Origin of the sequence: Paenibacillus sp. NPDC058071, assembly GCF_042885235.1 — a bacterium.
GTDB lineage: Bacteria > Bacillota > Bacilli > Paenibacillales > Paenibacillaceae > Pristimantibacillus.
The window spans coordinates 57103-79746 of record NZ_JBHVSK010000023.1; the positions used below are offsets into that span (position 1 = coordinate 57103).

Here is a 22644-nt window from a genome sequence, read left to right on the forward strand (position 1 = left end):
GTTCTGGAGCGGCGTGTTCTTCTCTTACCTTGTTTGTTTCTCCTGGTTTCGGCTGTTCCGGACCATTATTCGTAGAGGTCTGTGGCTTCTGTTCTGGAGCGGCGTGTTCTTCTCTTACCTTGTTTGTTTCTCCTGGTTTCGGCTGTTCCGGACCATTATTCGTAGAGGTCTGTGGCTTCTGTTCTCCCGTTTTCGGCTGTTCCGATCCAGAGCTCTGTGGCGAAGTTGGTTTTTGACCCCATTTGCTCTTCATACTAGTAGAGATTCGTGAAATGGCTTTTGAAGCAAAGGGAGCAAGCGCTATGGTATATCCTGTTAACATGGAACCAATTCCAAATAACTTCAGCGCTTCTTGCCATCGAGGCATTTTTCCAGTCAACGCTTCATATAGCGTGTAGTCTGTCGAAACTGCTGCTCCACCTGTGAGCATATTCATCACTTGCGTTTTCATCACTTGTGAGGTCGTCATAGGTAACAGGGAAGCCGTCACCGTGAACAGCGGCCCAAATACGGCACCGGTTATTGCACCAACGATCCCACCCGCTGTCGTATTCCATATATACGTCCCTAAACTACTATCCTCTCCGCTTTGTAAATCGGATACATAAGTAGCTGCTAGTGCACCTACTGCACCTGCCGCCATACTTGTCGCTACCACAGCAATCAGCGGAGCTGCTGCACCGGCTGTAAATACCACGGCTGCTGCTACAGCGACAATCGCAACCGCTGCAACAGCGACTGCGGCGAACTTCTTCCAATTAAACCCCTTTTTCTTCGTAGCAGCCTCCGCTTCTTTAGCGGCTGCCTCTTTGCCTGCTGTATCTTCTGTTGGCCCGTCATTATAAACGATATAGCCTGTCCGATCACTTCCTGCAGCAATGACCTTGTTTGCAGCAATATGATACTCGCTTTCCATAACCAGCCCATTCGGCAGATTCCCTTTGCGCGCCAGAATCTGACTTTGAGCACTAATAATAATGCGCTTCGGCGTGAAGAGCGAGATTTCATCCGCCGCACTCAACGTCAACTTCTTATGGCTGGTCAAGGTGATGCCGTAGTTATCGTCAAAGCTGATCTTCAGCGGCTCCTTACTCCCGCCCGCGAGGTTGAGCGCCGTCGGCGTCATTTCCAACTCACTGCCATGCTCGGTGCCAAAATACCGGTTATTCGGATTGCTCGTCTTCGGGCTGCTGCTCCCATTTTTCCTTACAGAGCCTACGACGATTGCATTGGCTCCCGAGCTATCCGGAAAATACAAGCTGGCATGTGTGCCCACTTGAGGCATGCTGTACATCGCATTTCCGGTCGGAGGCGCGAACGGAAACCATTCCGACTTGGCTCCTGCCTCTTTATCGATGTCCAGATGGAGCTTAACCTGCTCCCCCTGAACCGCCAATACTTTTCCTTCCAGCGTCAGCCCTTTTAATTCGACATGCTCGCGAGGCTGCTGTAGAATACCTTCCTTTCGCGACAGTCGGTATTTATATCTTAGCCCGCTTCCATCCATGTAAGCTTGCATGCTGCTAACGTAAAGCTTCTTGTTCCGAAACTGAACTTCGTCTCCCAGCGCATACTGGGCGCTGCTCACAATCTCATAATAGAAAAAATCCGTGCTCTGCGCATCGGCCTTTTGCTCACTGGCCTTTTTAAACGCAAGCAAATCTTTTTTGGCCGTATAGGCCGTGTCATCCGCCAGCTTATAGCTCTTTCCTTCCGGAAGGCCAAAGTAAACACGCGGACTACTATTCAATATATCACAGCTCACGATCGTTTGTAATTCACTGGATAATCGCTTAATAAATGCCCAGTCCGTCTCTTTGTATTGAATGACGGCCTTTCCAAGCTTATCGCCGTTTCCTGCCGTCGCAATGACGCTGGCGCCCGAATGGCCTTTCACTACAATTTCCAGCAAAGCAGAATAGCTCATCCCGCTATCCTGAAAGGATCGGCTTTTCTTCTCGTTATCAAAGTGAAAGCTTCCCGATATGGCTTCGACTTCGATCGTATAAATGCCATTGCGATTCGTTGTTTGTACCGAGGATACGAGGCCCTTAAATAATGTGATTTCCTGATCTCCATCCGTACGCAGAAGTTGAATCTCGTCATGAAACGACGCATCCAGCACCGGAGTGAAGTGTACGCTGTCGTCCACGATCCCTCGCAGATAAAATCGCGCATGCTCATTGAACTTACACTCCATCGTCAAATCTTCAATGCTCTTGATCGCATATGGCGAATTTACTTTAAGATTATGAAATCCGTTCATCTCCACGCCTCCGTCCGCCTTAATCGGAATGCTGCCCGTCATCTACGAACGTAATAATTCCTTCGTGCATACAAATGAGCTGCGATTTCGTCGTCAACGCCGGCTTTCCATCGACCAGCGCATCTGCTTTCGTGTTCACCCAATTGCCCAAAAATGCGGGGCAGCAGCGTTTTCCGTTTACGGGAACTCCATTCTGTCCAATCAGATACAAAACTTCCGTATTCGAATTGCTAACGCTGCTGCATACTCCGAAATAGGCGATATTTTCTTCCGGTACTTGATCGGTTTCATTCATCATCGGCTTATCGTTAACATAAGCGCCATGACTTTGCGGCAGGTTGATCCGCCGATGATTACTCCCGAAACTGCACTGCATTTTTGCGCCTCTAACCACATAAGCACTCTCGTCCCCCACGTTTATCCTCCTCTATTCCATGGCTGCCCGTACAAGCTTTGTTCCCGTGAAGCCTCTCCGCATTATACTTTCCGCCACATCCAGTCGAACGATAACGATCGTTTGCTCGCCTTCTTGGAGCGCAAATATTTTCTTCCCTTGCACTTTTTCTCTCCGTAGCACTAATTTCTTGATGACGCTGCGATCAAGATTCAATTCACTGCTCGGACCCAGCGCCTCCACCTCTTCAAAGATCGGCATATAGTAGATTTGCTGTTTTCTATTCCGCGCATCGATGAGCGGTATCATTTTGAAGAGCGTGCCCGGTGCATACATTTCTATCACTCGCTTTAACTTGTCCGATACGAGAAAGAGTTGGCGATCGAGAATATCGAGAAATTGACTCTCTGCATCGGCAGCCACCTGAAATACGACGGTATCCGGTATATTTCCGGCTTGAAACCGGTTTACGTTCCTCGAATCGATCTTCTGCCTAACCTCTAGCAGCGTGGGCGTATTGGCGTATCGCTCGTCTTGCTTCAATATAAAGTAGTCCATCCTTATTCATCCGATCCGCTGTCGGGATACAGAAGCTCGTGCTGGTCTCTGAACTCCCCTGCCAAGATGATCAAATCCTCGCTTTTTTTCATCGCCGCATACCCTTCGCTTTCGATTAGTACCGGTACCCTATCGCGGATGTATTCAATAGCGAGCAGATGATATTTCATCGCTTCTTGATGGATGATATGCTCAATGTCCATGGCCGTGATCTTGCGCGCGTATTGCACTCTGTGCTTCTCTAGTTCCCGCTGTCGTTCGAACACCGGCTTAAATAAAAATTCAGCAGGCCACAGACTGCAGCATTCCTCTCGATCCATATACCAATCGGCATCATAGAGATCGATTCGATATTCCGCTCTCTGCTCCATGAAGCTCGTCCGCAAATAGGAGAAATGAATGTAATGAATCTCTCCTTTGCGTCCTTGCTTCTGGAGCTTTTCCGCCCTGCAGCACGCTTCTTCAAAGGCTGAGGCTAATATGCGGTCGATACGTTCTTTGTTCATGAGATACCGTTCGTTAATCGCTACGAAATCCTGCTGCCACCCTCCCACCAAATGATTGACGAGCAGGTCTTCCAATGCCGCCGTGCGATCCATTACCGAAATCATACGATGTTCACCTTCCCGCCGCTCAGCGTTACTTCATCCAAAATGGTTAAGGCCGCGTTAGCCTGCTTCAGATCGACGCCTTCTTCCCCCTGAATGATAACTTTAGCGCCGTTAATTTCGATGTCATCCTCGGCGGTCACCGTTATTTTCTTGTCGCTGTTAATTTCGATGCCCCCATCGTCAGTTAATCGCATGAGCAGCTGCCCGCTTCCGATAATTTCAACCGCTCCGGGTTGGAAGACGATCTGTTTGCCGTATTTCGTACTGATGCTTTTAACCGAAGGATCGCTTCGCTTCTTTGAGTCCGATGAAGCCAGATTTACGGAGCTGGCCGCAAATGCATGACCGTCATGCTCGTCGGGAAAATAGACTCGGATCTGGTCGCCGCTTTCCGGCATGCAATACCAGCCGCTACCATCAGGTGAGGAATAGATCGTGGAGTAAGGAAACCAGCTAGCGGTTGCATCGTCCTGGTTTTTATCAATATCGAGAAACACTTTGACGGTATCGTTGTGTATTCCGATTACTTTGCCGAATAGAGAGGTTCCCGCCAATGCGCGGTTATACGTTTTGCCGAAGCTGAACCCTTTGGCATCCATGAATTGATAAGTATGGACCAGAACGCCGTTTCGGAATTCGGTAACCGCGTTATAGACGTACAGCTTCCTATTGTTGAATTCAACGGCATCGCAAAGCTCGAACACTTCATTTGTCGTCGCTTCATAACGTATGAAATCTTGCGCTTGAATGTCCAGTCCTTCGCCGGCGGATTTCAGCCGATATTCTTTCAAATTATTTTTGATGGAATAATTGAACTCATTCAGGCGACGTCTGGCAGGATTGTTCGGCAAGCCGACATAGAACTTGACGCCTTCAACGCTGCATACTGGAGCAAGCGCCGCATGGAAATGAGAGGCTAGACGCTTGATAAATTCCCAATCCGTTTCTTTGTATTGCACTAGAAAATCGCCAATGCTCTTCCCGCCGGAAGCTTGATCGATCACCTCGGCATCACGGTATTCTTTAGTTGCAGTAGTGAAAATCTCGCTATATTTCATCGCTTTGTTTTGGTAGGAACGGCTTTCCTTCCTTATATCCATCAAGCAAGTCGTACTTAACGCCTCAATGACAACAGTTCTTACGTTCCGCACGCTCTCTACCGCAATACTAGTGACGACGCCTTGGAACAGCCTCAGCTTCCGATTGCCGTCTCGCACAGAAACGTCAATCCTCTCGTCCTCATCAGCGCTCTCGACATCGTGGTCTATTCGTTCCTCTGCGATCATTCCGCGGATATACAGTTTGGCGTGCTCGTTCAATTGTTTCGTAATTTTGAGCTCCGTCACCGACTCGAACTTATAAGGCGATATGAGTAAATCGGCATAAGTGTGCAAGGCTTGGTTCACGTCCGCTCATCCCCTTTGACTACGCTTATTGTTTTTAAAATCTGAAAAGCGATGTCTCTCCAATTCGCATATTCCTTGTACATGCAGCAGAAGGTTCCCATGACCGTTTTACCGTCAAACTCAAATAAAAACATAAGATTGTACATAAATCCGTCGATTGCAGGGCTTTTAAATTCCAGATAGCCGATATTTTTATCGCCTACAGCCTCCACTCCATCGGTGTAAAATACATAGCCGGGATTCAGCTTCCTCATCATCGCTTTCATCCCTGCCGTCAGTTCGCCGATCCATTCTTCCTCAAGGTCGTTGTCCACCCGGTTTAGCGTTATATTGATGACACCGTGCTCATCCGACTTAATAATTTCCGGACGCTCGCTGGACGGATATTTTATTTTTTTGTACGCTTCAGAGAGATCTTCAAAGCCTTTGGGCATATAAATCTTCACGCGGTCATTATAGAAGGCTTTTTCTTCAAACTCGTAATATTGGTTGCCGACCTGAACGGGTCCCGCCACAATATCGTTGGGACGCTCCGCCTTTTCCGATTCATTCAATAGAGCCGCTATTTTCTCGTCTGCAAATTCCAATTGAAATCCTCCTTCACGTTCTTACCTATTCAACACATAAGCACCCGCAATCTTATCGTGCAACGCTTGTTTCTTGACAGTGAACCCTGCCATAATAAAACCGACATACAAGGTAAGCATGGAAACAACTTTGGAACAATGTCTCCCGCTTGCTCGCAGGAACGTCAACCGTTTCTCATGGCTGTCTACGACGATAATTCCGAGTGCACGCTTCCCAAGCGTCGCTTGCCAAGGTGAAGATTCCAACCCCGCATAGTACATCCAACCAATTACATAGAATACGAGGTTATCCACAAACCCGAATAGCGTTACTACCCATCCATCCATCATGCTCTCTCTGAGTGCCGCCTCAAACCACATGGAAGCCATCGTTACAGGGATTAATATGGGAGAGAGAATGATGCCATCCAAGAGCATAGCCACTAACCTTTTCCAAAAACCCGAATACTTCTCAGGCTGCTTGAAAACTCCCGCTCCATAAGGCTCTGGATTCATTGACGGCACTTGCACCCCCTGCATCCCCGTCACCGGCATTTCCGATGGTATTGGCTGCGGCATCTGCGGATATGGAACATAATCAGGGTTATCGATGTATCTTTTATTGACGACATAAGTGCTTGCGACCATATCATGCAAAGCTTGCTTTTCCTTCGAAAACGCCGCCATAATGTAGCCGACGGAAAAGGTCATTTCCGTTAAATACCTGGAGAAAAACCGGCCTGTCGCCCGCTTGAACGTGATCCGCTCCATGTCCTTGTTGACCACGATAATCCCCAAAGCCATTTTTCCCAACGTCGCTTGTTTCGGTGAAGATTCCATCAAAGCGAAGTACAGCCAAACCGGAACCAGCAAAATGCCAAATGCTAGAATGAACCCCAGCACACGAACAACCGGCGGAATCGTCCTTCCCATTTCCTCCTGATCGACTGCAACGCCTATTAGAAAAAGGATGATAACGCTAGAAACCGCCAGTATTGCATAAAGGACAAAAGTATCAATCATAAAGGCACAAAATCTTTTCCAAAATCCTGCGTAAAACAATTACTTTCCTCCGCTCAAGTGAACTTCCTATTCTGTCGGTTGAACGCCAGCGCCATGAACCGTTTGCTGCTGCGCCAACGTTTTCTTCAGCTTGTGGTACCCGAACGTTCCTTTAACACCCATCCAGTAAGCCATAATAAAAGCGATTGAAAAAAGATGACCGGAGATGTTCGTCGGATTCACAATAGCTATCGCTATTTTCGTGAGCACGAAATAAATAAACAAAATAATGGCGCAAGTACGGCTTTTCATTAAAACGCCGAAGGCAAGACCCATTACGAGAACGGCATCGAATAGAATAGCCCAATCATTCGTGTCGCTTAGCGCAGACATGCCCAGCGTAACCGCGATCGAAACTAATGAAGCGATTACGGCCACACGGATACTGTTAATATTTTGTGTTTGCGGATCATTCGGATCCAGTTTAAATTTGCTCATTCTAGCAGCTCCTTTTTTTATCATTCAGTTAGTTTTATTTGTCTTCTGTCGCCTATTAATTGCGTTAATCTACCAGCACCCGCTGCATGCTCCTCGGCCGGAAATCGCCCGCCTCACTGGAACGCCCTTTGCCGGCAGCAGCATTGTCCAGTATGCGCCGCAGACTAACATATAGCTGCTCGTTTTCTTTCGGCTTGCGACCGGGGCCTTGGCTATAGCCGAGGCGCGCCGAGATGTAATGCTCAATCACAGGCAGCGCCGCCGTTCCTTCATTCAGGCACAGCATTGCGAAGGCAAGATCATAAGGATCAGTGCTACCGCTTCGCAGCAGCTCGTCACCGAAGGCCCGCATGATGACCGGCGACAGCGTGCTCTCGCCAAACGCGGAATAACGGACATGAACAAATTGCAGCGTATTGTACTCGGTCATCAGATCGCGGAAGCTTTCATAGTCCGCTCGAAGTCGCGCTCCTTGCTTAAGCTTGAAGCGGCCAAGCTCCAGCTCGCCCTTGTGCACGGCGGTCTCCTCGTCCAGCACAAGCTCTGCCGTATACGCCGTCATATCACTGCGCAAGACCGGCTCCTCAGGAAATCGAACTTTAATGAGCGTTTCCTTGCCCGTGGACGTATAGGGCAGCTCCGCCTCCTGCTCCATGCTGTACAGCCGTCCGCCGTATTTCACGATTCCACGGCTGATCGTCAGAACGTCTCCTCGAACCGTAACGTCAGCGCCGGTTATCACTCCGTCTGAATGGGAGGCATAATGGATATCGAGCATATGACGGGGATAATCCCGCAAGCTGTCCAGCATCTCCGTCTTCAGAATCCGTCCCTTCGTAAAACTCGGATACCGATCGGTGAACATGAATGCAGCCTCCTCTCTATTTCATTCCGTCGAAAAAGTCCAGCTCAGACAGGTCGTCCTCGAACGTAAACAATCGCTTCTCGCCGAGCCGCAGCTGCTCATTCTCACGGGCGACGGGCACGATATAGAAGCCCCACCCGCTGCCGCTGGTCACGACGAAAAACTTGGCCTCCCCGTTCAGAATGGTATCCGTCTCCTCCTGCGGAATTTGCTCGCCGTACATGGCGGCGATCTCCTCATACAGTACCGGCTTGTAGCTGCTCGCGTCATTCTTGTACACATATTTGCGAAGCATGCGGTCATCTCCGCCCTGCAAATAAAATTCAACCTCGGCAACGGCCATGGGCCTCGACACGCCGCCGCGCATGTCGCTCAGCTGCTCCATGCTGCTGATCAGCACCTTTTCCCGCCCATGATGCGTGTAGGCCGTTACGGTGAATGGAACGACAGGCGCGATTCGCGTGATCGCAGCTTCGATCTGCCCCAGCTTGCGGGCAGTCATGTACCGGATCGCCCCGCGCAGACAGCTCAGCTTCAAATCCGGCACCTTGCCCGCGTCTTCCGTCCGCTGCTTGAACTCGATGCTTCTTCCCGGCACGAATTCCTTCAATGCCTCGCGGAAGACGTCGATCCGGCAGGATTGACCGGTCAGCTTCAATATGCGGTACTGCTGAATTCGTCCGTCGACATAAAAAGGATCGAGAAATTTGCTGATGACAGCGTAAATATCCGACTTCAGCAGCTTGTTCATCTCATTGACCGTGAACACAACCTCAGGACTGTCATGGCGATCAGCCAACCGCCCGTCGGCTCCTCGCAACGACAGCGTCCACCGCTCAACCGGCGTAACATGCAGATCATTGTCCGCCGTATCCGAGCCTCGGGAACGCCCTTCCGCCTGGAATATTCGGCGAACAATGCCTGTCCGGCGGAAGAACGCTACCTTCATCGCCTCAGCCAGCTCCCACATGAAGTAGAAATTGCGGCGAACTCGCCAATATTCGTCTCCCGTCCGATTCTCGTACGCCTGGAACCGCGTCGGCAGAACCCGCTCCGCTTCGGCGTATCGCTCATCCAGCAGCCGATAAACATCATCCGCCCCATGCTCATCCACGTGACGGAACAGATCAGCACCGGCCACGCCGATCAGCTCGTCGATATCGCCGCCTGAGCGGCTTCCCGCGTAATAATCGGCGAAGACGATCTTCATGTATTGCATCACCCGGTAGGTCAAATTATTGCCTCCGAAACGGGTATCGCCGTTCTCATAGGCAGTGCGGATGTCGATCTTGTAGGAGATACGCCCCTCCTCGATTCGAAACCGGCAGGAGGACAAATCGGTCGTGCCGCCGCCACAATCGATAATGAGAGCGTCGTACAGTTCCCCATCCACATAGCGATTTTGCTCAATTTGATCGGCGATCGTGTTGTACAGCACCGCCATTCCTTCGTCAATCGCATGCTCCCGATCAATGGCGTACTCCGGCAAAATATCGGCGAACATGTCCATGAACGCTTCCTTCAGCTTTACTGGCGCCGTAAAATGCAGCTGCTGGAAGCGGCATTTGAACCGATGCTGAGCCGTTTCGATGACATGCAGCAAATACGCCCGGATAATATCGCCGCGCTTCACGGTCGCTGTATTTCCGTGAATATCGGTCAGTTCCTCCCGCTTGCCGACGCCGTTCACCCATCGCTTCATGCCTAGGAAGACGGATGCGCGGCTGGCGTAGCCGTTTTTCTTCAATTGGCGCAGCGCCTCGTCGCCGAAACAATATTCGATAGCCGAAGGGTCGGAGCAATCCGTCACGCCGATCGCCGTCGGCAGCATTTCAATCCAACCGCCGTTTCCGTCGGCGAAAGACACATAATTGATCGCGCCAAGCTTCAAGCTGCCGTTCTGAACGTCATGACGATTCGGCGAGGAAATATAGCCGTGATCGAGATACGCACCCGCCGTCGTGTTGGAGGTGCCGAAGTCGATGGCCAGCACCGCTTCTGTCTCCTCTAGCTCGCGAATATCGAGCTCGGCTACCGGCAGCCGCCAGTAATGCAAATTAGTCGGCGGCATTGGCCTCTCGCTGTAGTACGCTTTATATAAATACTCCGAATCCTGCTTGCGAAAGAAGAGCAAGCTGTAATTCCGATTCGACGTCCTCTTAAGCTCGGTTTGTTTATCCGCGTGAAGCTCGTAACGGCCTGGTTTCAATTCGTCCTGTACGAGATTCATAATGCCGCAAAGCTCGTCCCGCTCATTGACGATCAGCACATTCGACTCGCCAAGACCGGCTGCCGAACCCGTATGCACCATATAACCGTCACTTCCGTCCAGCCGGAGTCCGGCATACAGCGTCAGCTTCGCCGGTACCTGAATCGATTCGGCGCCAAGCTGGGGGCTGTTGAGATAGCGGTGCAAAGCCTCTTCGATTCGCTTGGCGCCGCCTTCCCTTGGCGCGCTAATGAACAGGCGGTTGCTGGCTCCGCGGTACTTCATGATCGTCCGGATCAGCTCGCCGCGATCCTGCGCCTCGACGACGCCTTTGACAAGACGCTCCTCATGGCAAATACGGCGAAGCTGGTGCAAGGTCATCGCTTCCAGCTCATCCAATCCGTATCGCCTGGAGCCGGAATCGGCTGTCAGAGCGCTGCCGCCTCCGGGCCAGCCGCTTTCTTCGGCTGCCTGCTGTCCGCCGCTGCGCCCTTGCCAATCGGCGCCGGGTTTATGTATTTTGTAGGTATATCCGCGCACTGTCGCTCCCCCTCCTTTCCCGCTTAATACAAGGCGATTCGATCGATTTGCATCGTCTCCTCATAGCCTTGAATGCCGAAATGATACTCCCAATAAATTTCCGTATCGAACCGGATCGGCAGGAAAATACTTCGCACAAGCTCGATTCTCGCTTTCGTCTCCGGCGACTCCTTTTGCCCGACATAGAAGACGAGCTCGTCCTTCTCTTCGCAATTGACATAAATCGTAGAGCGGCGGAACAGCTTTCTCATCGTATCCTTCAGCAAATAAACGGCTTCGCCCGTCTCATACAGCCGCAGCACATTAGCCGCGATAATCTCCCGCTCCTCGCGGTCGAACAGAGCCAGCCCCCGCCTTACATCCTCGCCGAACAGCCCGTCTTCCATGTCCTTCAGTACGAACCGGATGTAATACTCCCGCCGGTTCATCCCCTGCATTCGGTCGATGTCCGTCAAGAAATGCATCATAATATCGAACAAAGCGGCTCGCAGCTCGGCATATTCCTCATTGTCCGGAGTGAACATATCACGGAAAATATCGTAAAACCGATAGTACGGATTCACCTCGATTTCCCGTTCGATCCGGACTGCGTTAAGGTCGACAAGGCTCAGCTCCATGTAAGGCGAATATACCTTTGCCGGAACGAAATACATCGTTTTCTTCTCTCTGCCCGTTCGCTCCGCCTTGATCGTCAAATCCCAAACGTAATTCAAGCCCATTCCCCTTCGCATCTGTATTCCGGAAAATACATCTGGATTTCTGATACGAGGAAGCTCATCAGATCGGATAACAAATAATCATGCTCCCCGCTTGCGCCCCTCGGACGAAAAGTCAGCTTCAACCGCTTCTTCCCTGCCTCTGAACGGATATTGTCGCTAATAAACGGATTCATGCCATACGTTGCGCCGGAACCTGAAGGGCCTGCCGTCGCGCCGGCGGGAGCATGATCCACCGCTGCGGCAGCCAGCTCCAGCACCTCCGCCGCTTCGAAGGAATGGACGACCCGCATCAATTCGCCCGTCGCACGGACGACCGCTGCCTGCTTTCGCGCATACTTGCCGATGAAGCCCTCCTTGCGCCGGTTCGAATAAAGCGGATAGCCGACCTTGCTCAACGGGGTTAGCCCCGGCTGCGTCAGCTTCCAGACATTCCATACGCCAGAGCGCTCCTGCGGACTGACAACGGTCAGTTCATCTGCGGATCGTTTAATGTAACGTATATTTTCCTCGTCTCCGTCGACGAGATAGCCGTGGCTTGCACCCGTTTTGCGCAGCGACATGACATGCTCGAAATTGATTCGGTCGGCCGCCGGCACCGGAAAGCCGCTGTTCTTCAGCTCCAAACGCTCAATATTCCACAGCGGCACAATATCGTTTCTCTTAAAGCGATCATAATGCTCGAGATCGATGCGGAGCTCCAGCACCTCCTCGGACGATTCCGGAATCCGGTCGCTGCCAGTCAGAATCAGATCGACGAATTTGTAGGCATACGGATGATTGACCGTTTTCCACGGCACCCCGTTTTGCTGAAAAACATCGTATAACCGCTCGATCTGCGCCGTATACCGGCTGCTCCGCGCAACCCGAACCTCAATCGCGCAAGCGCCGCCCGTCGTCTCCAGCACGCCGCGAAATGTCCGTTTGCCGGCAAGCAGTTTGTTCAACTGCGAATGGCTGCATTGCATGAACAGCGTATGCAGCCTCATCTCCTCGCCTTGGCCCAGACATTGAATGATCCGGTTCAGCTCGATAACCGGCGGCGCCGCGTCCTCTGGGAGCATCGGGTAGAGGAAGTCATGAATCGGATCGATATCGTCGCGCCGGCATACGGTCGCGAAAATATCATGCTTGTCCTCGTCATCCTCCAGCTCCTCGAATATTCTCCGCTCCAGCGTCTCATTCATTTGCTCCTGATACTCGACGATCCCGTTGAACAGGCCGTTCATCAGCTGCTTCAACAGCTTGCGCTGCTCCAAATCCTCCATTCGGCTGAGCCGATCCGCTACGATATCCTTCATCGGTGACTTCCCCTCTCTCTCCGCTCGACTCGTTTACGCGTTGCCGCCTGCATCTACCACATCCGCATCCGCATCCGCATTCGTACCCGTATCGAGCACATCATCAGGATCAGGATCGGCATTTGCCGAACCGGCATCGGACGAAGCTCTGCCCGCGCCAGTCTCTTGACCAGCTAGGCCGGCACTCGTACTCGGCGGCTCGAAGTTTCCAGCGCTCGGAGTCTGGGGCACGGTTGGCGGGATTGGATTCAGCTTCCCATCCGCTTTCGCAATGCTCCGCTCAAGCTTGAGCACCGGCTCTAGCAAACCAATCTCTTGATAGACCGCCTGCGCTTCCGCATAAGCGTCAATCGCCGCCTCGTATTGGCCCGCCGCCAGGCTGCGATCGCCTTGCTTCTCCAGCGATTCGGCCTGAAGCTTCTTAATCTCCTTATTCAGCTCGGCAATCTTCGCTTCCATCTGGTCCAGCTTCGTCTTGATATCTTTCACGCCTGCGTAAGAGACAAGAAGGGCAGCTTTATGAGCCTCCTTATACAAGAGCAGAGCTGCCTCGTAATCTTGCGATTCCGCCTGCAAATCCGCCTTCTTAACCGTTTCTCCGATTCGGATATATTCATCGATGCTCGCAATTCGCCTGTCGAGCTCTTGCGCATCGTACTTGTCGTCGCCCTTCGTCTCTTCCTTCGCTTTGCGATATTGCGCCAGCGCCTTGTCGTATTTGCCGTCGCGCAAAAAGTTGTCTCCGGCGACGATCAGCTCCGCTTTCTTATAGCTTCGCCCGTATAGCGCAACGTGCAGCTTATCCTTCACCTTCTTCGCCTCGTTGCGCGCTTCGCTGTACGATTTCATCGCTTGCTCGTAATTTTGCTCCTCGACGTAGGCGTCTCCGTTGCTGCCGTACTCCTGCATATTGACGACGCTTTCCGCCATTCTTGCGGCGGCGCGGCCTTTGAAGTAAAGCATCATGCCGCCCGCAATGATGACCGGAATCATCACCAACGCAATTCGCTTCATCCATTTGCTGAGCTTCTTCTTGTCTTCCTTGTACACCTTGTCCGCATATATGGCTGCCGCCGTATAATTGCCGACCGCTGCCTGCTGCTTGCTCAGCATCACTTCCTCCAACAAATCAACCAGCACGGACGGCTCCTTTGCCTCCTCGACCGCGTCGAGCATCTCCGGTACATCTGCGTTCTCCCACAGGCCAGGGGTTGCCAGCAGCAGAATATCCCCGTCCGCCAATGCGGTTTTGCGGGAAATAAACGGCTGGCAGCCCTCCGGATTGCCCAAATATTGCAGCAAATTATGACGCTCCTCATGCCGGTCGACGGCGCTGTCCGAGAGACTGCCCCGATCGGCCATCGCCTGCGCCAGCGAAGTGTCCTTGCTTCGCGCCAGAAGCCGTCCTCCCCGGAAATGGTACATCCGGGCATTGCCGGCGACTGCCCAGACGATACGCGTATAATCCGTAGCGATGACGATGAGACTCGCTTTGAGACGGACGCGGCGGCTCTCGTACCGAAGCCATTCATGCGCTTCAAGCACATATTCCTTCAGCTTCCTTCGCGACAGAGTCGGCTGTCCCGAGAAGTTTTCGAGCACGCACTGCACCGCCATCTCCGCGCTGTTCGCCTCGCTGTCCATGTCGCAGCCGTCCGCAGCAACCCAACAAGCCATATCGTCCAGCTCCACGAAAGCGAAGTAATCTCTGTTTTCCATGAAACTGCCTGCTTCGGACAGGAACTCCGTCTTAAAGCTGCTGTTGTCCTTTCTCATCCTTGACCTCCGCTTGCTTGCCGAGCGCTTGGCGTCTTTCCATGCCTGCTACAAGGCCGGCTCCAAAATAACGATCGTCGCATTATCCTGATTTTTCAACCGCTTGCGCTCGATCGCTTCAATGAGCAGCTCCGCCGCTTCATACGGCGGTATTGTTTTGCCGAGCACCTCTTCCATCTCGATTTCCGTCAAGCCGTTGTACAGCCCGTCGCTGCACAACAGCACTCTATCCTTCGGCTTCAAGCGGAACGGCTCCTCGCCGATGTCCATGCTTTCGAAGCTTTCATAGCCCAAATAATTAACCAGCCGCTTGCGCATCGGATTGTCTCGCGCCTGCTCCGCCGTAATTTCCCCGGAAATACAGCGCTCCTCCAATACCGTAGCCAATATATGCTTCCGATTCACCGGTATAAAATCGCCCTTCCGATAGACGAAGATCACGCTGTCGCCTACAGCTCCCCAATAGAGGGAATCACCGCAGACGACGGCCGCAACGGCTGTCGTTCCTCCGCTAACCCCGCCTAGCCGGTTAATAATGTCGCGGTTGGCCTGCCTCGCGGCCTGAGCCATAAATGCTGCGATTTCCCTTTCGCTGTTCACATTCATGTACTGCCTAATGAACGTGGATACCGCCGTCGTGCTTGCCGTTCTCCCGTTCGCCAGCCCGCTGATGCCGTCGGCCAGAACGGCGATCGTCCCGACCGGCGTCTCCGCCGATGCAAAGTAATCGTCCTGCTCCTCCCTTGCGCCGATCGTCTGCCCGTTCCCGATCTGTACGGCGGGAGGCGGCACCGCGGCGAGGCCTCCCCTGGCCAAACGCCGGCGAACCGCCAGCAATAGGACGATCACAGCCACAAACGCGAGCATAATAACAACCGGATGCAGTTGGACTATCATGCGCAGCATCCCGTTACGCCCCGCTGTCTTCCCATTCAAAATGCGCGCCGCAGAGCGGGATGAATATAAATTTGCTTCTTCCCAGCTGCACCACGTCATAGGCAGTCAACTCGACCGGGGAATAGACCGCTTCATTGTTATGGTAGGCAAGCCCCGATGCGTCGCCCGGGAGCAAGTAAAAATTGCGTTTCTTCGGATCGTAGACGATCACTGCATGATTGCGGCGGGAAACGGAATTGTCTCCGATGATGCGAATATGCATTTCCTCCGAACGGCCGATGAAATTTTTCTCCGCCATAATGCGGTAATCTTGGCCTAACTGAGGACCTTCAATGCAGACGAGCCAGCCGGTTACCGGATCGATTCCTTTCGTTTCGCCCAGATAAGGCATCGTCTTCTCATCCTCTTCCGGCTGCGCTATTGGTCTCCTGTCGCCCTTTGTAGGTTGCGATTCTACGCTGGAGCTGCAATACGGGCAAATTTGACCATGCTTCCGGGTACTGAACATATGGCCGTTCGGGCATCTCGTTAAACTCATCTGTTCGATCCTCCATCTATTTGAGCGTCCTCGCCTGTAAAACGGCGATTCGCGGCAAATTCATAGTTATTATTTCACCAGCAATCTTGTGTTCGCGATCAGGAGCAAATCGCCCGCATCCAGCCTGTACGGCTGCTCATTGTCCAGCCTGGCAACCGCGCTGCGGTTAAACTTTCTGAGGCCGACGCCGTTGCGGGAATCCAGATCCTCGACGTACCACACGCCCTTCGCGCAATTGAGCACAGCATGCTGGGGACTGATAATCGATGCGTACTCCGCATCAGACAAGTCTATGTCAACCTCGCTGCGGCCTGAGCTTTTGCCGATCAGCAAGGACGTTTCCCCGCTTATGTACCATTCCTTCATTCGCTCGCCCTCTTCGTCCAGCAGCACGAGCTTTGCAATCGGTTCCTTCTTGCGTTTAAATCCGTTTCGCTTCCTTTGCTTGACTGTCAACCACACCGCCAATGTCATTAACGCGGCAATAGCGGCTCCCCACATGATCCATTTCTCGGTATTGATCAAAAAAACATAGTACAGCGCCTCTAGCGCCGTTAATACTATCAGAATGTCGATAACGACAATCCCTTTCGACTTGCCTCGTCTGTTCTCTTCGTCATAGCTCTTCTCCGCCGTCGCCTGCACCGTCATCCCATAGCTCACTCCTTATTTGCCGAAAAAACGATTGAACAAATCGGTCGTATCGAGCGGATTGCTCTTCTTGCTCTGCGGTTTGCCGCTTTCGTCCGCTTTGTTTTTCGGTTGAAAACCGAAGAACTGCTCGAACTGCTGCGACATTTGATTCATGTCAAAATCGACGCCGGCCTTTTTACCCGCTCCAGCGGCGGCATGATCCGCTCTTCCCGTCTTTTGCGGTCCGCCTTCTGATGCACGCTGCCCTCCGGCAGCCAGACGTTCGTCATAAGCGCTTCTTTTACCCGGATCGCTCAGTGTTTCGTAGGCTTCCTGCACTTCTTTAAATTGCTTCTCCGCCTCTCGGCTGCCGCCATTAACATCGGGATGATACCGCTTGGCGAGCTTTCGGTAGGCTTGCTTAACTTGGTCAGGCGTCGCCTGCCGCGAAATGTCCAAAATATCGTAATAGGTAGCCATCGTTCGAAATCAACTCTTTGCGTTGGAATGGGTATAGAGAGGACAGAGCGCCTTGTTGCAAGGCACTCCGTCCGTTCATTCATTAGCCGTCAGCCGTTAAACAGCATAGCCGCCTTCAATTTTCGTTTGCTCGGTCTTGTCCTTCTTCTGCTTGATGTACAGAGAGAACGTGCCTACGCCTTCCGTGTCGCCGAATTCCTCGGTGTAATCAACCACGAACGCATTCGGGAAGTAAATTTTGCGCACGACTTGATCGGCCGCGATCACTTCCAGCGTTACTTTACGATAAGCATCCGCTTTTTCTGCCGGTACAAGCGACCAGTTGGCAAGCTTAAGCGTATCGTCAGCGCTGTCGCCGTCCGTAGCTGTAATGATTTTGCCGCTAAGGCGCAGCGTAGCGCCAACATCTGTGGAACGCGCATTGGAATCGTCCGGCGTATCCGTGTCGTACTTCACCTTCTGAATGTTGTCCAAGCCAAGCTCAATCGTTTCTGCGCCTTCTACTTTCAATCTGAATCCCATAGCAAATGCCTCCTCGAATGTTTTCGGCCGCAAGCGGCCGGGTACTATTTATGTTGAAAGGAAGACGCCGGTTGGCGCCTCGCCTTTAACAACCGCTAATGACGGGAGCTTACGCCTTAACCGGCGTCGTCCCTTTCGTAATCATGACCTCGAGATTTTTCACGTTGCCGTTGTACACGAGATCAATGTGGCAAAGATTGCTTTTCTCGTCGATGACGTAGCTCATATCGTCCCCGTCTTGAATGATGGAGTTGATATATCCGCGCGCGCCAAGCCACTTGCTCTTCTGGCTGCTCGGATTGTTGCTGAAAAACTTGACGATGTTCTCGTGCTTGAAGTCGCCCGTCTGGAAACGCAGAATGCGTTCGATATACGTGCTGACCAGCGTTTTGTAGATCGAATCGAAGCCGTCCTCCGACATCGCGAGGCTTCTCGCTTTGTACACCGTGATGCGGCGGATGTCTTTGTCCTGCAGCTGAGCGTTCTCCGAGGAGAATACGAAGCCGAAGTTTTTCCGGTTGATCGAATCCTTGATGTTGTTCGTGAAGCCCGAAATTTCTTTCGCCATCGACGTGACGACGCGCAAGGCGTTGTCGCCCGCTTCGATGTCGAAACGCACGCCCGGATAATCTTTGCTGACCGTCTTGAACTGCTCGCGCAAATATTCCGGACATTGGTAGGCCGCCACGATACCTGCCGCAACATAGGAAGCTCCGACATAAACGCCCTCGATCCACAGCTTCAAGATGTCTTCCTTTTCCTGAGACAGCTGCACGCCGTATTCGGTCTGCAGCATCCGGCTGTCGATGACGACGCCCGACTTGTCCTTCGGAATGATGGTGAAGTTCGGCACACAAGGAATGGCGAACTCGCTGAAGCCCTTACGGACGAGCACGGAGCATTTATCGACATATTTGTCGATGCCCGCCGTAGCGATGCTGCTGAACGTTGTCTCCTCGCCGGACTCGAAGCTGAAGAACACCTGCACCTTGTACTCGCTGACGACCTGAAGCAGCATCGAAAGCGACTCCATGCTGTTGCCGTCTTCCTTCACCAACTTCTCGTTGCCTTTGAAGCGCTCGCGCGACACCTTTACCTTGCCGGCCGTTTCCAGCTCGACCGAAGGCACGATCCCGTACCAAATCGCATCGCTGAAATCGTTTTTAGCGTTGACAGTGTTCAGGTACGTCTCGAGCCGCGGAATATTTCCGCTTTTCACGGTCATGTCAAGCTTGCTGTTCGTAATGAGCAGCGTCGGCGCCATTCCCTTGTTTTTGCTCGCGTATTGATCGAAGAACATTTTGACGCCCAAAATTTTCTCCACGAGCGGTTTAACCGTTTTGACGAAATCGTCCTTCGCGTTTTTATAAAACTCGAGGTACGTGTTGTAATTGCTCACTTCCGTCGCTGTGTCGATCTCATTCTGAACGGCAGGCAGCGGCGAGAAAGTGCGCACAACCAAGTCCTTCACGTACGGGGAAGGCGTCTCCGTAATCGAGCCGTAATCGTCCGCGAATACTTCCGGCAGGCCGCTGCCCGCTTGGTCGTCCAGCAGCATCAGCTCTGTGCTGTCGCTTTTCGGCGCTTCGATAATTTTCAGCTCGCCGCTCTCGCCGATGGTCAGCATGCCGATTTGCACGGCTTCCGCCCGATTCTCCTCCTGCGAGCCGCCAAGCAGCAATCTCGTCTTGATATCCTCGATCGCCAGCGGCAGCATAGCCATTACGTTGTTGTAATTTTTGCTCGCTTCCTCGAACAGAACGTTGAGCTTATCCCCCATGTCGAGCTTCTTCGGATCGCCCTCGTCCAGCTTCTCGTATTGACCGTACAGATAGTGGATTTCCTTCCGAACCTGACGAATATCGTCCATCACCTTTTTCGGGGAAATCATATCGAGCAGATGCTCGAATTTGAAATCGACATTCGAGATGCCCTGGCTTCTTTTCGTATCGATGAGGGTGAACAGCATTTTCAGAAAATCATTATGCTGATCGATTTTAATTTCCGAAACCGCGTCCTCCGAAAGGCCTTCCGGTCTCTTCAACGCATAAACGACCTTTTGATTGGCAGCGTTGAAAAACGAGTATACGCTTGGCGAAAATTTGTCGAGAAACTCGTCGAAGCTGCGGACCAGCAATTGTTTGTTAATTTCTTTGATTTTGTCGTCGCTTAAGCTGTCGATGCCCTTCACGTCGCCTACGAGCGTAATCAAATCCAATTTCTCCGGATTGATTTCCTCGAACAGAATCGTGCGGTTCGTCTGGTTAATAATGTCCATTCGGCATGGCGGCAAGCTGCATCGCAAGGCTGCTGTGAATATAGAACTAGGTAGCCTAGCGCTTACAGTGGCACGCCCCTCCTTTCTATCATTGCAAAATTAAAATACAAAAACTTACAAATTATAAGTAGTTCATGGATTATCTTAAACAGTCATATATTTCCTTGTCAATAATTTCAATCCGAGCCTTTTTTCTCATTTTTAAGTAGCTTATAGACCAAAAGACCTCTTTTTCTTACAATCTATTACTTTTTCCTCCCTTTTTTCCGACGATATTCATAGCGGAATGTCTAGAACGTCCTAAGCGTATTTATCTATCTGTATGAACATCGTCCTAGAACTTAAGAAGAGAGATAAACATCTCGTCCCATATAAACCATTAAAATCAATATATATCGCGATTTTTGAAAGGAAATGACTATAATTTATGAAAATATATATGATTAAACTATTAGCAATAACTTCTATACTTTCTATCACTTTATTAAGCGCATTCGCTGCAGCGTCTCCCGTTACAGCGGCGGAAGCTCCCCCTCCCGCACCGCGTTTCGATACGATGTTTGTACTGGATACCAGCTACTCGATGACGACGACCGATCCCGACAACACGTCAGCGGAAGTGATTCATATGCTGATGGATATGAGTGAGGCAGATCGAACCCGGATCGGTTATGTCGCTTACAATCACAGCATTGTGGCCGCTCAGCCGCTAACCGATATTTCCGTGAAGGACAAGCGCAACCGGCTGAAATCCGATCTGGAGTCGCTGCGCCGTCGGGGCTCGACCGATGTGGGGCTGGGGTTGTTGAAGGGGACGAATATGCTGGCCGAGCAGCAGCGGGAGGGCAGCCGCTCTTATGTCGTACTGCTCTCGGACGGCGCGACTGACATCGGCTCTAATTCCAAGCGAACAAATCGTGATTCTGACAAGGACGTATCGTCTGCAATTGCGCTCGCGAAGAAGAAGAAATTCCCGATCTATACGATTGGCCTGAATCACGACGGCACCGTCAACGAGAAAGAGCTGGCGCGAATCGCCGCCGAGACCGGCGGCAAGTCGTATATGACGAGCAGCGCAGAGGATTTGCCTGAGCTATTCAATCAAATTTACGCCGATCAGGCGCAATCGATATTAGTACCGGTAGCCGCATTGACTGCATCGGGCGCTTTGCAGGAAATACCGGTTAGCGTAACCAACGGCAGCATGAGCGAAGCCAACGTCATCCTTATCTCGGAACATCCGATTGCCGAAACGCAGCTATTCTATCAATCCACCAACGTGCGGATGTACAATTCCAATAAATATACGATCCTGAAAATTGCTTCCCCGGAGAAGGGCAAATTCAACATGAAATTCCGCGGCACTTCCGGCGATTTGGTCAAAATCTATATTTTATCCAACTACGAATTTCATGGACTGGCGGCTCTAGTTCCTTCCAAGGATGCTGCTGCTGCCAATGCCGCTGCGATAAAAGGGCAGCCTACCCGTTTCGAAGCACAGCTGCTGCTGCCGGACGGTTCGCCTTTAAAAGATGGCGATGTCTATGGGCAGGTTAAAGCGGTTCTCACTGTCGTCAATGACAAGAACGGTCAAAGCGCTCTGACAGAGATGGCCTACCGGGACGGCAAGCTGGAAGCCGAGTACACCTTCCCCGAATCCGCTGCTTACAGCTGGAGCGTCCGGGTTGAAGGCAGCGATTTCTATCGCATCCTGCCAGGGGGCAAGCTGGAACTCGGCAATTTGCCTCCCGTCAAAGGAAGCGCACCCGACAGCATGACTGTAAAAAAAGAAGATAAAACGGCAACAATCAAGCTGAATGAATTGTTCACCGATCCGAACAACGATTCCTTGACTTACGAAATACTGCCAGATTCCAGTGGCAAGGCGGTGAAATCCAGCATCGCCAACGATTCGCTTTCCCTTGCGCTTGTTAAAACCGGCAGCGCAAGCATTCAAATTCGCGCCGTAGACCCCGAAGGGGGCAGCTTTACCCGAGAGCTTGTCGTTCAAGTTCATTCCGGTTGGACTCCGGTTATCCGCACCGGTCTAATCGTTCTAGGTTTTATTCTGATCGGCGCCGCCCTCTTCTATGTTCTGAAGCCCAAGCCTGCATTCGCAGGCAGGCTTGAAGGGTACTTTCTGAATACGGCAAGCGGCAATGAAGTGCCGGTCACCTATTGGCCGTTAACCTCATTTCCGAAGCACACGGTGACACTGTTGCAGTTATTCCGGGCTTTGCAGATTAACGAGCCTCTGCCGGAAGCGGCGCGAATCTCTTTTCACGCTGGCAAGAAGGAGACGCTTTACGTGAGGAACGATTCCCGTTCCACCCTCGTTCGCGGCAAAACGCTTTTGCGCAAAAATCGCGCAGAGCTGATGCAGTACGGGGACAAGCTTTACATTACGTTCGAGGATGGCGTGACGGAGCTTGAGCTCCGCTACAAGCCGATCAAGCCGTCGTCCAACATTTTCACAAGGCCCGAATAACGAAAACAGGGGCTGTCTCCTAGGTCTAATGACCTGAGAGACAGCCCCTGTTTTTATGTTTTTGCTTTTATGGCGTGAATGTTGCTGTTTATCTTTTGCA

At 51.8% G+C, this 22644-nt stretch carries 20 protein-coding genes; 1 reads left to right on the plus strand and 19 read right to left on the minus strand.

All coding sequences use genetic code 11. The features are described from left to right. The 19 genes from ACFVTB_RS25625 to ACFVTB_RS25715 form a co-directional block, all read right to left on the minus strand. The coding region (locus ACFVTB_RS25625; protein ID WP_387755854.1) for a hypothetical protein at positions 1-2266 on the minus strand (2266 nt) is incomplete at its 3' end. A gap of 19 nt (positions 2267-2285) precedes the next feature. Further along, a complete protein-coding gene (locus ACFVTB_RS25630; protein ID WP_387755856.1) occupies positions 2286-2681 on the minus strand; it encodes a DUF4280 domain-containing protein in 396 nt (131 codons plus the stop codon). 12 nt (positions 2682-2693) lie between these two features. Further along, a complete protein-coding gene (locus tag ACFVTB_RS25635) occupies positions 2694-3218 on the minus strand; it encodes an imm11 family protein (protein WP_387755858.1) in 525 nt (174 codons plus the stop codon). A 2-nt stretch (positions 3219-3220) separates the two neighbouring features. After that, positions 3221-3829, minus strand: coding sequence for a hypothetical protein (locus tag ACFVTB_RS25640; protein WP_387755860.1), 609 nt, complete (start codon positions 3827-3829; stop codon positions 3221-3223). Next, entirely contained in the window at positions 3826-5235 is a 1410-nt protein-coding gene (locus ACFVTB_RS25645; RefSeq protein WP_387755862.1) for a contractile injection system protein, VgrG/Pvc8 family, read from the minus strand. Before ACFVTB_RS25645 ends, ACFVTB_RS25640 begins: the two co-directional genes overlap by 4 nt. Then, entirely contained in the window at positions 5232-5822 is a 591-nt protein-coding gene (locus tag ACFVTB_RS25650) for a hypothetical protein (RefSeq protein ID WP_387755864.1), read from the minus strand. The genes ACFVTB_RS25645 and ACFVTB_RS25650 overlap by 4 nt, the downstream gene beginning before the upstream one ends. 21 nt (positions 5823-5843) lie before the next feature. Beyond that, a complete protein-coding gene (locus ACFVTB_RS25655) occupies positions 5844-6863 on the minus strand; it encodes an RDD family protein (protein ID WP_387755866.1) in 1020 nt (339 codons plus the stop codon). A 27-nt stretch (positions 6864-6890) separates the two neighbouring features. Next, complete coding sequence (locus ACFVTB_RS25660; protein ID WP_387755868.1) at positions 6891-7301, minus strand: hypothetical protein; 411 nt, start codon at positions 7299-7301, stop codon at positions 6891-6893. 64 nt (positions 7302-7365) lie between these two features. After that, entirely contained in the window at positions 7366-8166 is an 801-nt protein-coding gene (locus ACFVTB_RS25665) for a DNA and RNA helicase (RefSeq protein WP_387755870.1), read from the minus strand. A 16-nt stretch (positions 8167-8182) separates the two neighbouring features. Then, positions 8183-10915 carry an Hsp70 family protein gene (locus ACFVTB_RS25670; protein ID WP_387755872.1) on the minus strand — a complete coding sequence of 911 codons (2733 nt, stop codon included), beginning with the start codon at positions 10913-10915 and terminating at the stop codon, positions 8183-8185. 23 nt (positions 10916-10938) lie between these two features. After that, the gene (locus tag ACFVTB_RS25675) at positions 10939-11634 is read right to left on the minus strand and encodes an iron-dependent peroxidase (RefSeq protein ID WP_387755874.1); all 696 of its coding nucleotides are present in this window, start codon (positions 11632-11634) and stop codon (positions 10939-10941) included. Beyond that, entirely contained in the window at positions 11625-12932 is a 1308-nt protein-coding gene (locus tag ACFVTB_RS25680) for a normocyte-binding protein (RefSeq protein ID WP_387755876.1), read from the minus strand. The genes ACFVTB_RS25675 and ACFVTB_RS25680 overlap by 10 nt, the downstream gene beginning before the upstream one ends. A 33-nt stretch (positions 12933-12965) precedes the next feature. Further along, the gene (locus ACFVTB_RS25685) at positions 12966-14708 is read right to left on the minus strand and encodes a serine/threonine protein phosphatase (protein WP_387755878.1); all 1743 of its coding nucleotides are present in this window, start codon (positions 14706-14708) and stop codon (positions 12966-12968) included. A 48-nt stretch (positions 14709-14756) separates the two neighbouring features. Next, positions 14757-15614, minus strand: a complete 858-nt coding sequence (locus ACFVTB_RS25690) for a PP2C family protein-serine/threonine phosphatase (RefSeq protein ID WP_387755880.1) — start codon at positions 15612-15614, stop codon at positions 14757-14759. A gap of 4 nt (positions 15615-15618) precedes the next feature. Then, positions 15619-16143 (minus strand): FHA domain-containing protein, encoded by a 525-nt coding sequence (locus tag ACFVTB_RS25695; RefSeq protein WP_387755882.1) that lies wholly within the window; start codon positions 16141-16143, stop codon positions 15619-15621. A gap of 69 nt (positions 16144-16212) precedes the next feature. Continuing rightward, positions 16213-16794, minus strand: a complete 582-nt coding sequence (locus tag ACFVTB_RS25700) for an FHA domain-containing protein (RefSeq protein WP_387755884.1) — start codon at positions 16792-16794, stop codon at positions 16213-16215. A gap of 15 nt (positions 16795-16809) precedes the next feature. Further along, complete coding sequence (locus tag ACFVTB_RS25705) at positions 16810-17256, minus strand: J domain-containing protein (protein ID WP_387755886.1); 447 nt, start codon at positions 17254-17256, stop codon at positions 16810-16812. A 96-nt stretch (positions 17257-17352) separates the two neighbouring features. Continuing rightward, positions 17353-17778 (minus strand): membrane-associated protease 1, encoded by a 426-nt coding sequence (locus tag ACFVTB_RS25710; RefSeq protein ID WP_387755888.1) that lies wholly within the window; start codon positions 17776-17778, stop codon positions 17353-17355. Between the two features lie 109 nt (positions 17779-17887). Further along, positions 17888-20056 (minus strand): transcriptional regulator, encoded by a 2169-nt coding sequence (locus tag ACFVTB_RS25715; RefSeq protein ID WP_387755889.1) that lies wholly within the window; start codon positions 20054-20056, stop codon positions 17888-17890. A 427-nt stretch (positions 20057-20483) separates the two neighbouring features. On the opposite strand from ACFVTB_RS25715, the gene ACFVTB_RS25720 reads away from it, so the two are divergent. Continuing rightward, the gene (locus ACFVTB_RS25720; RefSeq protein WP_387755891.1) at positions 20484-22544 is read left to right on the plus strand and encodes a vWA domain-containing protein; all 2061 of its coding nucleotides are present in this window, start codon (positions 20484-20486) and stop codon (positions 22542-22544) included. Positions 22545-22644 lie beyond the last annotated feature (100 nt).

What these genes read in the sequence shown, in the direction of transcription:
- ACFVTB_RS25675 (WP_387755874.1), bottom strand. Translation starts at nt 11,634, where the DNA reads ATGGGCTTGAATTACGTTTGGGATTTGACGATCAAGGCGGAGCGAACG.
- ACFVTB_RS25665 (WP_387755870.1), bottom strand. Translation starts at nt 8,166, where the DNA reads ATGTTCACCGATCGGTATCCGAGTTTTACGAAGGGACGGATTCTGAAG.
- ACFVTB_RS25680 (WP_387755876.1), bottom strand. Translation starts at nt 12,932, where the DNA reads ATGAAGGATATCGTAGCGGATCGGCTCAGCCGAATGGAGGATTTGGAG.
- ACFVTB_RS25695 (WP_387755882.1), bottom strand. Translation starts at nt 16,143, where the DNA reads ATGAGTTTAACGAGATGCCCGAACGGCCATATGTTCAGTACCCGGAAG.
- ACFVTB_RS25705 (WP_387755886.1), bottom strand. Translation starts at nt 17,256, where the DNA reads ATGGCTACCTATTACGATATTTTGGACATTTCGCGGCAGGCGACGCCT.
- ACFVTB_RS25700 (WP_387755884.1), bottom strand. Translation starts at nt 16,794, where the DNA reads ATGACGGTGCAGGCGACGGCGGAGAAGAGCTATGACGAAGAGAACAGA.
- ACFVTB_RS25685 (WP_387755878.1), bottom strand. Translation starts at nt 14,708, where the DNA reads ATGAGAAAGGACAACAGCAGCTTTAAGACGGAGTTCCTGTCCGAAGCA.
- ACFVTB_RS25690 (WP_387755880.1), bottom strand. Translation starts at nt 15,614, where the DNA reads ATGCTGCGCATGATAGTCCAACTGCATCCGGTTGTTATTATGCTCGCG.
- ACFVTB_RS25635 (WP_387755858.1), bottom strand. Translation starts at nt 3,218, where the DNA reads ATGGACTACTTTATATTGAAGCAAGACGAGCGATACGCCAATACGCCC.
- ACFVTB_RS25710 (WP_387755888.1), bottom strand. Translation starts at nt 17,778, where the DNA reads ATGGGATTCAGATTGAAAGTAGAAGGCGCAGAAACGATTGAGCTTGGC.
- ACFVTB_RS25720 (WP_387755891.1), top strand. Translation starts at nt 20,484, where the DNA reads ATGAAAATATATATGATTAAACTATTAGCAATAACTTCTATACTTTCT.
- ACFVTB_RS25715 (WP_387755889.1), bottom strand. Translation starts at nt 20,056, where the DNA reads ATGGACATTATTAACCAGACGAACCGCACGATTCTGTTCGAGGAAATC.
- ACFVTB_RS25640 (WP_387755860.1), bottom strand. Translation starts at nt 3,829, where the DNA reads ATGATTTCGGTAATGGATCGCACGGCGGCATTGGAAGACCTGCTCGTC.
- ACFVTB_RS25660 (WP_387755868.1), bottom strand. Translation starts at nt 7,301, where the DNA reads ATGAGCAAATTTAAACTGGATCCGAATGATCCGCAAACACAAAATATT.